This window comes from Streptomyces mabaensis (genome assembly GCF_053763515.1).
The window spans coordinates 108,952-121,987 of the sequence record NZ_JBSOPZ010000005.1 but is presented as its reverse complement, the minus strand read 5'-3'; the positions used below and the strand labels follow the sequence as shown (position 1 = coordinate 121,987).

At 72.3% G+C, this 13,036-nt stretch carries 14 protein-coding genes; 10 read left to right on the top strand and 4 right to left on the bottom strand.

Annotation, left to right across the window (positions count from 1 at the left end; all coding sequences use genetic code 11):
• Positions 1 to 39 precede the first annotated feature (39 nt).
• The gene (locus ACWV17_RS06305; protein WP_455358828.1) at positions 40 to 1,368 is read left to right on the top strand and encodes a class I SAM-dependent RNA methyltransferase; all 1,329 of its coding nucleotides are present in this window, start codon (positions 40 to 42) and stop codon (positions 1,366 to 1,368) included.
• 525 nt (positions 1,369 to 1,893) lie between these two features.
• Here ACWV17_RS06305 and ACWV17_RS06300 read toward each other — a convergent pair.
• Genes ACWV17_RS06300 through ACWV17_RS06285 form a run of 4 tightly spaced genes read right to left on the bottom strand, consistent with a single transcriptional unit; the run spans position 1,894 to position 5,428 of the window.
• Positions 1,894 to 3,078 (bottom strand): amidohydrolase family protein, encoded by a 1,185-nt coding sequence (locus tag ACWV17_RS06300; protein WP_455351916.1) that lies wholly within the window; start codon positions 3,076 to 3,078, stop codon positions 1,894 to 1,896.
• Between the two features lie 14 nt (positions 3,079 to 3,092).
• The gene (locus tag ACWV17_RS06295; protein ID WP_455358827.1) at positions 3,093 to 4,235 is read right to left on the bottom strand and encodes an MAB_1171c family putative transporter; all 1,143 of its coding nucleotides are present in this window, start codon (positions 4,233 to 4,235) and stop codon (positions 3,093 to 3,095) included.
• Positions 4,226 to 4,741, bottom strand: a complete 516-nt coding sequence (locus tag ACWV17_RS06290) for a hypothetical protein (protein WP_455358826.1) — start codon at positions 4,739 to 4,741, stop codon at positions 4,226 to 4,228. Before ACWV17_RS06290 ends, ACWV17_RS06295 begins: the two co-directional genes overlap by 10 nt.
• 60 nt (positions 4,742 to 4,801) lie before the next feature.
• Positions 4,802 to 5,428 (bottom strand): helix-turn-helix domain-containing protein, encoded by a 627-nt coding sequence (locus tag ACWV17_RS06285; RefSeq protein WP_455358825.1) that lies wholly within the window; start codon positions 5,426 to 5,428, stop codon positions 4,802 to 4,804.
• A 242-nt stretch (positions 5,429 to 5,670) separates the two neighbouring features.
• On the opposite strand from ACWV17_RS06285, the gene ACWV17_RS06280 reads away from it, so the two are divergent.
• The 9 genes from ACWV17_RS06280 (at position 5,671) to ACWV17_RS06240 (ending at position 13,033) form a co-directional block, all read left to right on the top strand.
• The gene (locus tag ACWV17_RS06280; RefSeq protein WP_455358824.1) at positions 5,671 to 6,201 is read left to right on the top strand and encodes a GntR family transcriptional regulator; all 531 of its coding nucleotides are present in this window, start codon (positions 5,671 to 5,673) and stop codon (positions 6,199 to 6,201) included.
• Positions 6,202 to 6,402: 201 nt separating this feature from the next.
• Complete coding sequence (locus tag ACWV17_RS06275) at positions 6,403 to 6,522, top strand: keywimysin-related RiPP (RefSeq protein ID WP_107069644.1); 120 nt, start codon at positions 6,403 to 6,405, stop codon at positions 6,520 to 6,522.
• A 4-nt stretch (positions 6,523 to 6,526) separates the two neighbouring features.
• Positions 6,527 to 8,320 (top strand): asparagine synthase-related protein, encoded by a 1,794-nt coding sequence (locus ACWV17_RS06270; protein WP_455358823.1) that lies wholly within the window; start codon positions 6,527 to 6,529, stop codon positions 8,318 to 8,320.
• Between the two features lie 12 nt (positions 8,321 to 8,332).
• On the top strand, positions 8,333 to 8,584 hold the full coding sequence (locus ACWV17_RS06265) for a lasso peptide biosynthesis PqqD family chaperone (protein ID WP_455358822.1): 252 nt from the start codon (positions 8,333 to 8,335) through the stop codon (positions 8,582 to 8,584).
• Positions 8,581 to 9,021 (top strand): lasso peptide biosynthesis B2 protein, encoded by a 441-nt coding sequence (locus ACWV17_RS06260; RefSeq protein ID WP_455351923.1) that lies wholly within the window; start codon positions 8,581 to 8,583, stop codon positions 9,019 to 9,021. The genes ACWV17_RS06265 and ACWV17_RS06260 overlap by 4 nt, the downstream gene beginning before the upstream one ends.
• Positions 9,018 to 10,931: an ABC transporter ATP-binding protein gene (locus ACWV17_RS06255; RefSeq protein ID WP_455358821.1), complete on the top strand. Its 1,914-nt coding sequence runs from the start codon at positions 9,018 to 9,020 to the stop codon at positions 10,929 to 10,931. The genes ACWV17_RS06260 and ACWV17_RS06255 overlap by 4 nt, the downstream gene beginning before the upstream one ends.
• Positions 10,928 to 11,284 carry a response regulator transcription factor gene (locus tag ACWV17_RS06250; RefSeq protein WP_455358820.1) on the top strand — a complete coding sequence of 119 codons (357 nt, stop codon included), beginning with the start codon at positions 10,928 to 10,930 and terminating at the stop codon, positions 11,282 to 11,284. Before ACWV17_RS06255 ends, ACWV17_RS06250 begins: the two co-directional genes overlap by 4 nt.
• 123 nt (positions 11,285 to 11,407) lie before the next feature.
• Entirely contained in the window at positions 11,408 to 11,596 is a 189-nt protein-coding gene (locus ACWV17_RS06245; RefSeq protein ID WP_452808788.1) for an FDLD family class I lanthipeptide, read from the top strand.
• Between the two features lie 102 nt (positions 11,597 to 11,698).
• On the top strand, positions 11,699 to 13,033 hold the full coding sequence (locus ACWV17_RS06240) for a lanthionine synthetase C family protein (protein WP_455358819.1): 1,335 nt from the start codon (positions 11,699 to 11,701) through the stop codon (positions 13,031 to 13,033).
• The last annotated feature ends 3 nt before the right edge of the window (positions 13,034 to 13,036 follow it).

Genomic DNA, 13,036 nt, shown 5'->3' with positions numbered 1-13,036 from the left:
CGCTTTGCGGTCCCCTGAAACCTCTGGAGTCACCCCACCATGCAGACAGAACCCAAGGCTTCACTGGTGGGGCAGGAGTACGAGGTCGAGGTCGGCCCCGTCGCGCACGGCGGCCACTGCATCGCCCGTACCGAAGAGGGCCGCGTGCTGTTCGTACGGCACACCCTGCCCGGTGAGAAGGTCCTCGCCCGCGTGACCGAGGGCGAGGAGGACTCCCGGTTCCTGCGCGCCGACGCCGTCACCGTCCTGGAAGCGTCCAAGGACCGCGTCGAGGCGCCCTGTCCGTACGCCGGACCGGGCAGGTGCGGCGGCTGCGACTGGCAGCACGCCAAGCCCGGCGCCCAGCGCCGGCTCAAGGGCGAGGTGATCGCCGAGCAGCTGAAGCGCCTGGCGGGCCTCACGCCCGAGGAGGCCGGCTGGGACGGCACGGTCGTGCCGGCGCCGGGTGACAAGCTGCCCGCCGGTGTGGTGCCGGCCTGGCGCACCCGCGTGCAGTACGCGATCGACGCCGACGGGCGCGCCGGGCTGCGCAAGCACCGCTCGCACGATGTCGAGCCCATCGAGCACTGCATGATCGCCGCGACGGGCGTCTCGGAACTGGGCGTCGAGAAGCGCGAGTGGCCGCAGCTCGCCTCGGTCGAGGCGATCGCCGCCACCGGTTCGGGCGACCGGCAGGTCATCCTCACGCCGCAGCCCGGCGGCCGGCTGCCCCTGGTCGAGCTGGACAAGCCGGTCTCCGTCCTGCGGGTGGAGGAGCGCGACGGGGGCGTGCACCGCGTGCACGGGCGCCCGTTCGTACGCGAGCGCGCCGACGGCCGTACGTACCGCGTGGGCATGGGCGGCTTCTGGCAGGTGCACCCGCAGGCCGCCGACGTGCTGGTCCAAGCCGTGATGCAGGGGCTGATGCCGCGCAAGGGCGAGATGGCGCTCGACCTGTACTGCGGTGTGGGCCTGTTCGCGGGCGCGATCGCGGAGCGCGTCGGGGACACGGGCGCGGTGCTCGGGATCGAGTCCACCAAGCGCGCCGTGGAGGACGCCCGGCACAACCTCCAGGACCTGGAGCGGGTACGCATCGAGCACGGCAAGGTCGAGCAGGTCCTGCCCCGCACCAAGATCACCGAGGCCGACCTGATCGTCCTCGACCCGCCGCGGGCCGGCGCCGGCAAGCAGACGGTGAAGCACCTGGCGAGCCTGGGCGCGCGCCGGATCGCGTACGTGGCCTGCGACCCGGCGGCGCTGGCCCGGGACCTGGCGTACTTCCGAGAGGGCGGCTACAAGCCCCGCACGCTGCGCGCGTTCGACCTCTTCCCGATGACCCACCACGTGGAGTGCGTGGCGATCCTGGAGCCTGCCGCAAAAGGCCTCTGACCTGCTCGTTCCCTGCATTTTGAGGTTCTGGGCGGGCCGGTCGGACCTGTTTTCGGGTGTCCAGCATGTGAAGCGGGGCTGGTCGGGCAAGCGCGCCTGACTGGGGATTCATCGGGCGCGACGGCAGCGCAAGCCGTGGCCGCACCCTCGTCACGTTCTTGACGCTCGTTCTGAAGGCCCATCACATCGGGCGGGTGGGGTTCGACGCGGCCAAGTGGCTCAGCTGTAGGGCCCGTGGCTGCCTGTTCCCTGCGCCAATCAGCGGGATCGGCCCCAATGGGGTCGACGTGATTCGGTCCAGTTGTCGTCCGCAGGCGGCAGTAGCGGGGCCACCCGCTCCCGCAGGTCGTCAGGAACAAGATCAGCACGCACCCCGGACACTCTGCCGACCAAGATCGTCGACCACAAGGACCCGCACAACTACTCATTCGGGAACGATCAGCTATCGCACTTGAGGGGACCGCAACACCGGGGTCTGAACGCGTGGTGACAACGACCGAACCATCGCTGACCTGTGGTCAGGCGTCACCGGTGCACCCGGCCCGCCGCCATCACCAGGCGTACGTCGCGTAGAGCCTGGAGGTCCCGCAGAGGGTCGCCCCGGACGACCAGCAGGTCCGCGCGGTGTCCCGGGGAGAGGGTTCCGGTGTCGGTGAGGCCGAGGGCCTCGGCCGTGCGCTGGGTGGCCAGGTCCACGATCTCCGGTGGTGTGCAGCCCAGGTGGCCGAAGAACTCCAGGCTGGAGACGAAGTCGTCGAAGACCGCGCGGCTCACCCCGGCGTCCGTGCCCGTGATCAGGCTGACCCCCCGCTCCCGCATGCTGCGCAGCCCGCCGAACATCGTCTCGGCGCGTTCGGCGCCGAAGCGCTGAGCGAAGCCTCGCCAGTCCGGGCTGGCGGCCGGGCAGACGTGGATGCCCTTGGCCGCGATCTCGTCGACCACGTCGTCGATCAGCCGGAAGCCGTCCTGGTCGATCCAGGTGCAGTGCTCGATCGTGGTCACCCCCGCCTCGACCGCGGCCCGGATGCCGTCGGTGCCGTGCGCGTGGGCCGCCACCGGGAGGCCGGCTTGGGCCGCCTCGGCCACCACGACGTGCAGCTCCTCCGCCGTGAACTGCGCGGACCAGATCGGCGGACCGTCCTTGGTGATGCCCCCGCCTGTCGCCATCACCTTGATGACATCGACGCCCAGGGCCGCGTTCTGACGCACCAGGTCGCGGATGGCTTCCGCTCCCGAGACCTCGCCGCCCAGGAACCAGCAGTGGCCGCCGGGGCCCGTGACGGGCGTGCCGGCGGCCAGGATCCGGGGGCCGGGCAGCCGGCCGGCCGTGATGCTGTCGCGCAGCCGTACCACCAGGCCGTTGCGGTCACCCAGGTCGCGCACGGTGGTGACTCCGGAGTCCAGCAGGGCGCGCGCCCGGTCGGCCATTCCCTTGCTCACCGTGGCGTCGTCGGCCTCCCGCAGCGCGGTAACCGGGTCGGGGCCCGCGTCCAGCGCGAGGTGGACGTGCGCGTCGACGAGTCCCGGCAGCAGCGTGCCGTTCGGGTGGTCGTGGCGTGCGACGCCGACGGGGGCGCGGGCCTCCACCTCTTCGCGCGGGCCGACGTCCATGATCACGCCGTCGCGGACCAGGACCGCTCCGTCGGACAGCCGCCGCTCGTGCGGCCCGATTACCACGCGCCCGGCCGAGATCAGCGCTTCCGTCTCCATCGGTGCTCCGTTCCTCACGCGCGCGAAGCCGTCAGGGCCTCGGACATCCGTGTCAATTGCCGTACGTCGTCTTCCAGTCCGCCGTCCCCGTCCCCGTCGGGCAGCGCCACCGGCACCGCCTGCGACGGCGCCTCCTCTCCCGCCGCGTACGCCCGCAGCGCCGTCCGCAGATGGAGCGCCGCGACCTCCGGCTCCAGGGGCACCTCGGTGTCCGCCACCAGCGCCAGATGGGGGCTGATCCGGACCAGGCCGTCCCGGCACTCGATGACGCGCCGGTAGTAGCGGCGGTGCACGCTGCGCGGGGTCAGCACGTCCCACCAGCGGTCGGGCCGGGTGCGTTCGAGCGCGTCCTCCGGGAACGCGGCATGCAACTCCGTCCACAGCGGGGCGAGTCCGCGATACACGCGGCCGTGGTGCCACCACAGCCGGATGCTCGCCCACCGCGTCACAAGGCCGGGGCAGACCACGCCCGCAACGAACAGCGGGATCGCCAGGTCGAGGACGAGCTTCGCCCCGACGATCACGGGGTGCGGCACCTCCCCGCCGAGGAGGCGTACGAGCGTCGCGGCCTCGCGGACCGCCGAGGCGAGCACCATGCCGGCCAGCGCGGCCGTCAGCATCCACAGCCCGGTCACCAAGGGCCGGCGCGCCAGCCGGGCGTACCGCACGGTCCACACCAGTGCGGTGGCCAGGGCGTACGTCAGGTAGGCGCCGGCCATGAGGTAGAAGACGGCGACGCCCGGCTCCCGCATGTCGGCGGTGGCGTACGTGTGGCTCCGCTCGACGCCGGGCGTCAGCACCATCGCCAGCGTGACGACGGCCGCGGTCGCGGCGAGCGGCACCGTCTGTCGCCGCACCCGCGCGGTGGCGGTCGCGGGGTCCGACGCCGCGTGGATGAAGAAGCAGCCGAGGAAGTGGACCGTGCCCAGCAGACAGAGGTTCTGCGCCAGCTTCGCGGCGCCGTCCGCGGTCAGGCCGTCCATGAGCCGGGCTCCGGCCGGGACGCCGAAGGGGAAGGAGAGGCCCGCGCACAGCAGACAGAGGAACACCGCGCGGAGCATGCGGTCGGACGGGTCGCGCAGGCCCTGCCTACCCGTCCAGAGCAGCGAACCGTACAGGACGACGGCGAGCACCACGGAGAGCACGGTCAGAGCCACCCCTGCCGGTCGGCCAGCGCAGTGTGAACCCGGAGCGCCGAGGCGTCACCGGGGGCACGGGGCGTGACCCGGTCGAGGACCGAGGCCCATTCGAGGATGATGGTGGCGACGAGCTCGGCCTCGCGCTCCCGCTCCTCCACGTACGACGTGCGCCGCAGCGCCCGGTTGATCGCCTCGGCCGACAGATCGGGCAGCAGCTCCTGCCACACGGCGTCGTCCGACTGGTCGCCCGTGTGGTCCGCGAGGATGTGGCCGACCTCGTGCAGGACGATGTGGTCCTGGTGTGCCTGGCTGGTTTCCTTCTGGAAGAAGATGTAGTCCGCGTGGGCGCCGGCGATCCACAGACCGTAAGGGCCGGGGACGGGCAGGGAGTACGGGATCAGCCGGATCGGCCGCCCGCGGTGCTCGCCGAGGAGCCGGCACAGGTCGGGTACGTGCAGGGGAGGTGTGATGCCCAGCTCCCGGAGGATGGAGCGACATCGCTTGCGTAACCGTCGTTCGTTCAAGGACCAACTCCGCTGGTGGATATCCCGCGTCCTGGCCTGTCATCCAACGGGGTCACACCGTCATGATCCAGGGCGATTTCGGCCATCATCCCCAGGAGCGCCGCCGCGTTCGGCCTGCTCCAGGCGGTAGACGACGTCCAGCAGGTCCATCACCTGCTTGCGGTGCTCCTGCGACAACTGGCCCGCCCGCATGGCCATCAGCTTCACGTCACTGCCCTGGGAGGCCTCGTGCAGCCGCGCCTGCTCGGAGGCGAGCGCCGAGAGCTGCTTTTCGATGCGTGCGCCCGCCTCATCGTCCACGAAATAGGCCGTGGGCACACCGAAGAAGGCGGCCAGCGCCTGGAGATGCCGGAGCGTCGGATTGGTCTTGCGGCTCTTGCGCAACTGCCAGATGTAGGACTGCGAGATGGAGACGCCGGTGTCCCGGATGGCCGACGCCACTTGCTCGTTGCTGTACTCGTGAGCGGGGTCGGGCCGGACGGTCTTGAAGAGTCGGTTCAGCTTGTCGGCGAAGCTGTGATCGGCGTTCTCCGGCACGGCGTCCACCCCTTCGGGCCTGGTGCGGGGCTCCCGCGCGAACTCCGGTACGAGATCCGACGCGGAATCCGGTACGCGTATCGATGCGTTTTTCCACTGAGGTGAATGCACGCAACGCCCATTCTGGCCGAGCTGGTTGAAGACCGTCAAGCTACGGGCTACGGTACCGCTGCACCGGCCGTCGACCGACGTGAAAGATCCAATCACCGAAGAATCGACGTGAGTCGATGCCGGACCAGTGGAACGGCGGTGGCAGCCTTCGGCTCCCGCCCCGACCACCCCGGGAGCCGCCCGTCGCGCTGCCTCGACGCTGGGCCGATCCCCTGTGCCGGCGAGCCGACGGCATGGCGCGCGAGCCTGAGCACAACGTGAGCAGAAGGGGGATCCACGGAATGTCATCAGTGCCGGGAACGGCCCACATCCGCGTCCATGCGAGCGCCGGCGCAGAGCCGCTCTACGCCCGGATCCGGGCGAAACTCAGGATGGACATCGCCGCCGGTCTGTACGCCCAGGGGGAGTACCTCCCCCCGGCGGACCAGCTCGGCCGGGAGTACGGAGCCAACAAGAACACCATCCTGCGGGCGCTGCGGCTGCTGCGCAGCGAAGGCCTCATCGACTTCGGCCGGGGGCGCGCCGCGGTCGTGCTCCACGGCACGCAGCCGATGGACCTCGACGACATCTCCGACCAGCTCCAGCGGGTCGTCAACCTCGCCGACGTCTCGGGCATCCCGCGCGCCGCGATCATCTCCGCCATCGAGCGGATGCCCAGGGTGGCCGCCCGGCACGGGCGCACCGCGCGGCGCGGACAGCGGGCGCCCCGGACCGCCGGCCGGGCTGGTGCCAAGGAAGCTCATGCGGAGAGTAAGCAACAACCCAAGAAGACCATGCTGATCCACCGCCCGCGGCCCACCGGATCCGGCTGAGCGGAGCGCCCCTCCTCCAAGGTGGCGACCCCGCCGGGGGAGCCCGGACCACCCCGACGGGCCGGGCCACGGAGCGTGTTGGGCGCCGGCCGCGCCTTGAGCGGCCGGAGGCCCGCGGCCGAGGATCTTCGTGGGCGGTCACCGCAACCCGGGAACGGGGCCGTCTCGCCAGAAACCCAGCGAGAGAAAGGGATCAGAACCATGGCCAAGAAGGTCTACGAGGTTCCGGCGCTGTCCAAGGCCGGCGACTTCCGCAAGGACACCGGCTTCCTGAAGCGCGGGCCGCACGAGCCCAAGGTCCGCCTGCCTCTGGGCTGGTAGTCCGATGACAGGCCACGGCGAGGGTTGGTTCGCGCTGTTTCCGGACTGTGAGGCCGCCCTCGCTGTGGCCTCCCGCCTGGAGGCACGCCCGGCTCGGACCCTCACGCACCCGTCCGGAAACCCGTTCATCGTGGGCGACTGGGCCGGCTCTGTCCACGCCCGCAACAGCCACGGGCTCTTCGTGGCGCTCCTTGGGCACACCCCGGTCGGCGCCGCCGAACTCGAGGCGCACCTCGCCGGGGTGCGCGAGATCGACGCGCTCGACCGGCTGACCGCCCGGCTGCCCGGTGACTTCCACGTCGTCGTCGAGGCCCACGGCGAGATCCACGCCCGTGGCACGGCCGCCGGGCTGCGCCGCCTCTTCCACGCCGCCTCCGACGGGCTCACCGTCGCCGCCAACCGCGCCGACATCCTGGCCCGGATGCTCGACGCGCCCGTCGACGAGGACGTCCTCGCTCTGCGCCTGCTGGACTTTGTCCCGCACCCGCTGGGCGACGTCCCGCTCTGGCGCGGCGTCCACGCGGTCGTCCCCGGTGAACTCCTCCGCTTCGGCCGCACCCCCACCCGGACGGCCCGCTGGTGGGAGCCGCCCCGCACGCACGTACCGCTCGCCGGGGGCGCCGAGGCGCTCCGGCGCGCGCTCGACGAGGCGGTACGGATCCGGGTGGACGCGGCCGGCGCCGTCAGCGCCGACCTGTCCGGCGGGCTGGACTCCACCACCGTCTGCGCGCTCGCCGTCCGGGCGAGCGGCGGGCCGCTGCCCGCGCTCACCATGCCGAGCCGGGACCCGGGCGACGACGACGTGCGGTGGGCGCGGCTCGCCGCCGCCGAAATCGACGGCCTCGACCACGTCCTGCTCGACATCGACGAGATCCCGCTCTTCTACAGCGGCCTGCTCGACGTGCGCGGTCCCGTCGACGAACCCCTGCCCACCATCCTCGACCAGCCGCGTCAACTCGTCGGCCACGACGGCCTCCTGGCCGGCGGCTCACGGCTGCACCTGACCGGCATGGGCGGCGACCACGTCCTGTGGGGACACCCCGCCCACCACCGCGACCTGCTGACCAGCCGCCCGCTCACCGCACTGCGCAGCATCCGCGGCTACCGGGCCCAGAACCGCTGGTCGCTGCGGGAGACGCTGTCGGTGCTCACCGACCGCCGCCCCTACGGGCAGTGGCTCGCCGACGCCGCCGACGCGATCACCGCCCCCCGGCCCGCCCCACACAGCCCGGACGTCTTCGGCTGGGACATCCCGCCGCGCCTCCCAGGCTGGGCCACGCCCGACGCCGCCGCCTCCGTACGCCGGAGTCTGCGGGAGGCCGCCCGCACCGCCGAACCGCGCGGCGCGACCCGGGCCCTGCACAACGAACTCCACACGCTGCACCACGGCACGCGCGCCACCCGGATCCTGCACCAGGTCGCCGAGCACAGCGGTCTGCCGCTGGCCAGCCCCTTCCTCGACGACGCGGTGGTCGAGGCGTGCTGGTCCGTGCGGTCCGAGGAGCGCGCCACCCCGTGGGAGTTCAAGCCGCTGCTCAAGACCGCGATGCGCGGCCGGGTCCCCGACGCCCTGCTGCGCCGGACGACCAAGGGCGAGGCGTCCGCCGACGCGGCCAACGGCCTGCGCGAGAACCGGGGCCGGCTCGCCGACCTGTGGCGGGACTCGTACCTCGCCAAGACCGGCTTGGTCGACGCCGAGCGGCTCGTGGACGTCACCCTGCGGCCCTCGTCGCCCGAACTGCGGCACGGCGGCCTCGACGCCACGCTCGCCTGCGAGATCTGGCTCCGCACCATCTGAAGGGGAAACGCGATGCAACTGCGCGAGGACGTGTCCTTGGTCGACACGGACTACGGCAAGGTCCTGCTCGACGGCTGCACCGGCGAGTACTGGGAGCTCAATCCGACCGGCAGCCTGGTCCTGATTGCCCTGCTCGCCGGCAGACCGGCCCGGGAGATCGCCGCCACGCTCTGCTCCGAGTTCGACGTCGACGGCGACCGGGCGACGGCCGACGTCACCGCGCTCCTGACCGCCCTGCACGACGCCCACTTGGTCCGGCCATGAGCTTCCACCCCGTGCCGGAGACCCACACCGGGACGTCGTTCGCACAGCGCGCCGCCGCCCGCCTCGCCGTGGCGGCTGCCCGCCCCCTGCTCCTCCTGCCGCCCGCCCGGCTTGGACGCCTCCTTCGCCTGGTGGCGCGCGGTGCGCGCCCGGCCGGACACGACCGTACGTACCGGGCGCGCCAGGCAGTCACCACGGTCAGCGCGGTGTGCGCGGGACGCGAGGGCTGCCTGCCCCGTTCGGTAGCCACGGCGCTGCTGTGCCGCGCCCGGGGGGAGTGGCCCACCTGGTGCGTCGGCGTACGCGCCGCGCCGCCCTTCGGCGCCCACGCCTGGGTGGAGGCGGGGGGCAGGCTGGTCGGCGAGGAACTGCCTGAGAGCTACTTCCGGGTGCTGATCAGCGTGGGCTCCCGGACCGAGGAGAGGAGCCGCCCATGACGGAGCCGCCCATGACGGAGCCGCCCCTGACGGAGCCGTCCGTCACCAGGCCCACGACCGGGTCGCCCGGGCCCGGGCCCGGGACGGAGCCCGCGACCGAGCCGACAGCCAAGGGCGCCGAGGCGCCCGAGGGCGGCCCCCGCACCGGCGACCTGCTGCGGCTGCTGCGCGGGAGCGGCCGTACCGTCGGCGCCGCGCTCGCGCTGACCGTCTCCGGGACCGTACTCGGCCTGCTCCAGCCGCTCCTGACGATGCGTCTGATCGACCGGGTCTCCGCCGACCGCGCCGTCTCTCTGATGGTCGTCGCACTGGCCGCCCTCTTCGTCGCCCAGGCGGCGCTGGAGGCGTGCGGCCAGTATCTGCTGGACGTAACCGGCGAGAGCGTCGTCCGGCGCCTGCGCCGACGGCTCGTCGAACGGCTGCTGTTCGTCCAGGTCCGCGAGCTCGACGGCCGACGGGTCGGCGATCTGCTGTCACGCGTCGGCACCGACACCACCGTGCTGCGCGACATGGTGGCGGGCAGCTTCGTACAGCTCGTCACCGTCTCCGTGACCGGTGTCGGCGCGGCCGGGCTGATGCTCTGGATCGACCCGGTGATGTTCCTCGTCGTCGCTGCGACGCTCCTGGTTGCCGCCGTCCTCGTCGCCGGGGTGATGGCGGGCATCCGTACCAGTGCAGAGCAGGCCCTCGCCGGCGTCGGCGACATGACCGCCGACCTCGAACGCGCCCTCGGCGGCATCCGGACCGTACGGGCAGCCCGCGCCGAACACCGGGAGGCCGAGCGGATCGGGGCGGACGTGGACGCGGCCTACGCCGCCGGGGTGCGCTCCGCGCGGCTCGGCTCCGTCGTCGGGCCGGCCATGGAGATCGCGGTCAACGGATCCTTCCTGCTCGTGCTGCTGATCGGCGCCGTCCGGGTCTCCAACGGTTCCATGTCCGTCAGCGAACTGGTGGCGTTCTTGCTCTTCGCCACCTACCTCGTGATGCCGCTCGCGGGGCTCTTCAACGCGCTCAGCCTTATCCAGCGCGGCCTCGGGTCGCTCCGCCGCATCGAGGACGTCCTGCGGCTACCCGTGGAGGGGGCCGAGGAGGCTGGCGCGGCGGCGGAGGCCCCGCCCGCCGAGCCCTCCGCCCGGACCCCCTCGCCCCTGCTCGACCTGCGTGGCGTCGCGTTCTCGTACGGCGAGCGGCCCGTGCTGCGCGAGGTCTCCTTCGCCGTGCCCCGGAACGGGCTCATCGCTCTCGTGGGGCGGTCCGGCGCAGGAAAGACCACCCTCGTCTCGCTCGTCGAGAAGTTCTACGAGCCCGACGGCGGACACGTCCTCTTCGACGGCGAGGACCTCCGCGGAATCGACCCGCGCGCCCACCGCGCCCGTATCGGACTGGTAGAGCAGCACGCGCCGCTGCTCTACGGAACACTGCGCGAAAATCTCACGTATGCGAACCCGGAAGCCGACGAGGAGAGAATCCGCGAAACGCTGCGGATGGTCAATCTCGCCGAACTCGTCGAACGCCTTCCGGAGGGCCTCGAAACAGCCGTCGGCGACCGCGGATTCAACCTTTCCGGCGGCGAGCGCCAACGCGTCGCCATCGCCCGCGCGCTGCTTCCCCGGCCTGAACTCGTCCTGCTCGACGAACCGACCTCACAACTGGACCCGATCAACGAACGCGACCTCACCGACATGCTCCGGGACATCTCCCAGGAACGCGCGCTGCTCGTCGTGGCCCACCGCATGTCGACCGTACGCGCCGCCGACCGGATCGTCGTCCTGGACGACGGCCGGGTCAGCGCCGTGGGCACCCATGAACAGCTGCTCACCGAGGACCCGTTCTACCGCAGGCTGACCACCGACCACCTCACGCGGCCGCTGGATAGGGCCGCCGCAGACAGGAGCGTCGCAGCGCCGTGAGCGAGACCCGCATCCCGCACCCCGACACCCGCATCCCGCACCCGGAGGCCCGTACATCCCACCCCGCGCGCCGTGCGCCGCACCCCGAACCGCCGGCCCGCGCTCCGGGCGGTCCCCACTGGAAACCCGCGCTGGCACGCGTCGGCCGGCTCACCCCGCGGGAGCAGGAGACCTTCCTGCTGCTCGCCGAGGGGCTGTCGAACGAGTCGATGGCGCAGCGCCTGCACGTCACCGAGAGAACCGTGCGCGCCCATGTCGCCGCCGTCATGGAGAAACTGGAACTCAATTCCCGCCTTGCCGTGTGCCTAGCCTCCTACGCATTCGCGACGGAAGGCATTCCCCGACCGGCGTGAATATTGGCGCCACCGCCAATGGAACCGATGAACGCGATTCGACAGGATTTCTCCAGCGCCGGGAAAACACCGGTGTCCCCGGCGGACTTCGCCGCCGGGAGAGGACCTCCGAAAGGAATAGTCGTGTCGGACGCATTCGACCTGGACGCCCGTATCTCCGCCCCCGCCGCCGGTCCCGCCGGTGAGCAGGCGCCCCCGCCGTCGATCTCGACGATCGCCACCCGCACTGTCTGCACCCGGGTCGGCTGCAGCGTCACCAAGACGTGTGCCTGCACCTCGATGTGCACGATCCTCTGCGTGGGCCCCAAGTAGGCACGGGCTGAACGCCTGACGGGTGCTGCCGTGATGGAGACACGGCAGCACCCGTCGACGCAGTGCGCGAGCAACACGCCGAACAGACAGGACTGGACTGACATGCACCTCGCCCACCACGGTACCGACACCTGGGCCGGCACGGCAGACCCCGCACTCGTGCGGCGCGCGCGGATGGCGATCAGCCAGGTCGTGGCCGCGACCACGACCCCCGCCCAGCTCGACGACCTCGCGCTCCGCGCCGCCGAACAGAGCGACACCTCCGGCGCCTGGTACCCGCCCAGTCTTACCCACGGTCTGGCCGGTTTGGCGCTCCTCCACCTGTACGCCGCTCGCGCCGGGCTCGGCGATCCGGACACGGCGTACGCCCACATACGCGAGGCGATCCTGTCCACCCAGGTCGAATCCCTGGAGCACCACGGCCTGTTCGCCGGCACCAGCGGTCTCGCCCTCGCCCTCGCCGACGTCGCCCGGGACGAGCCCCGCTTCGGCCCCAGCCTCGACCGGCTGAACGAGCAGCTCGCCGAGCAGGTCCTCGCCGCGCCCCCGCACCGGGTCGAGCGGGCCGTCAGCGACCTCGATTACGACCTGGTCACCGGCGCCGCCGGTACCCTCGCCCACCTCTGCGCCGTCCCCGAGCCCTCCACGCGCGTCGCCGAGGCCGTCGCCGTGCTCGTGGACCACCTCGTCTGGCTCGCCGGACCCGCCGAGACGGAGGACACCCCGCACCGCTGGCTCATCACCCCGGCGCACTACCCGCCCGTCGGCGACTACGACGCCAAGTACCCGCACGGATACCTCAACCTCGGCCTCTCGCACGGCGTTCCGGGCGTGGCCGCCGCCCTTGCCGCCGCCTGGGAGGCGGGCCACCGCAGGCCCGGCCAGCTGGAGGCCGTCGCCCACCTCACCCGCTGGATCCGTGACCGGGCCGGCACCGACGCGTACGGCCCCGTCTGGGGCGACGGTGTCCCCGTCGACGAGCACGGCCACGAGGCCGCCGACTGCGGGCACGACCGGATCGCCTGGTGCTACGGCACCGTCGGCGTCGCCGGCGCCCTGCTGACCGTCGCCGAGGCCACCGCCGACGAGGAGCTCCGTACCGCCGCCGTTACCGCCTTCGAGGGCTCCCTCGCCCGTGCCGGGAACCTCTGGCCGCTCTCGCCCACGCTCTGCCACGGGCTCGCCGGACTCGTCATGCTCACCCTGGAGTTCGCGCCCCACAGCGCCGCCGCCCGCGACCGGCTCCCGGCCCTCATCGGGGAGCTGCTCGACGACCATGAACCGGCCCGCCCGCTCGGCTTCGCCGACCTGGAGGAACCCGATACCCCCGTCGACGACCCGGGGCTCCTCACCGGCGCCACCGGAGTCGCCCTCACCCTGCTCGCCGCCCTCGGCGACCAGCGGCCCGCCTGGTTCCGAGCCTTCCTCGCCCGGTGATAC

Coding starts and splice junctions, on each gene's coding strand:
- ACWV17_RS06305 (WP_455358828.1), top strand. CDS start 40: ATGCAGACAGAACCCAAGGCTTCACTGGTGGGGCAGGAGTACGAGGTC.
- ACWV17_RS06300 (WP_455351916.1), bottom strand. CDS start 3,078: ATGGAGACGGAAGCGCTGATCTCGGCCGGGCGCGTGGTAATCGGGCCG.
- ACWV17_RS06280 (WP_455358824.1), top strand. CDS start 5,671: ATGTCATCAGTGCCGGGAACGGCCCACATCCGCGTCCATGCGAGCGCC.
- ACWV17_RS06275 (WP_107069644.1), top strand. CDS start 6,403: ATGGCCAAGAAGGTCTACGAGGTTCCGGCGCTGTCCAAGGCCGGCGAC.
- ACWV17_RS06270 (WP_455358823.1), top strand. CDS start 6,527: ATGACAGGCCACGGCGAGGGTTGGTTCGCGCTGTTTCCGGACTGTGAG.
- ACWV17_RS06265 (WP_455358822.1), top strand. CDS start 8,333: ATGCAACTGCGCGAGGACGTGTCCTTGGTCGACACGGACTACGGCAAG.
- ACWV17_RS06260 (WP_455351923.1), top strand. CDS start 8,581: ATGAGCTTCCACCCCGTGCCGGAGACCCACACCGGGACGTCGTTCGCA.
- ACWV17_RS06255 (WP_455358821.1), top strand. CDS start 9,018: ATGACGGAGCCGCCCATGACGGAGCCGCCCCTGACGGAGCCGTCCGTC.
- ACWV17_RS06240 (WP_455358819.1), top strand. CDS start 11,699: ATGCACCTCGCCCACCACGGTACCGACACCTGGGCCGGCACGGCAGAC.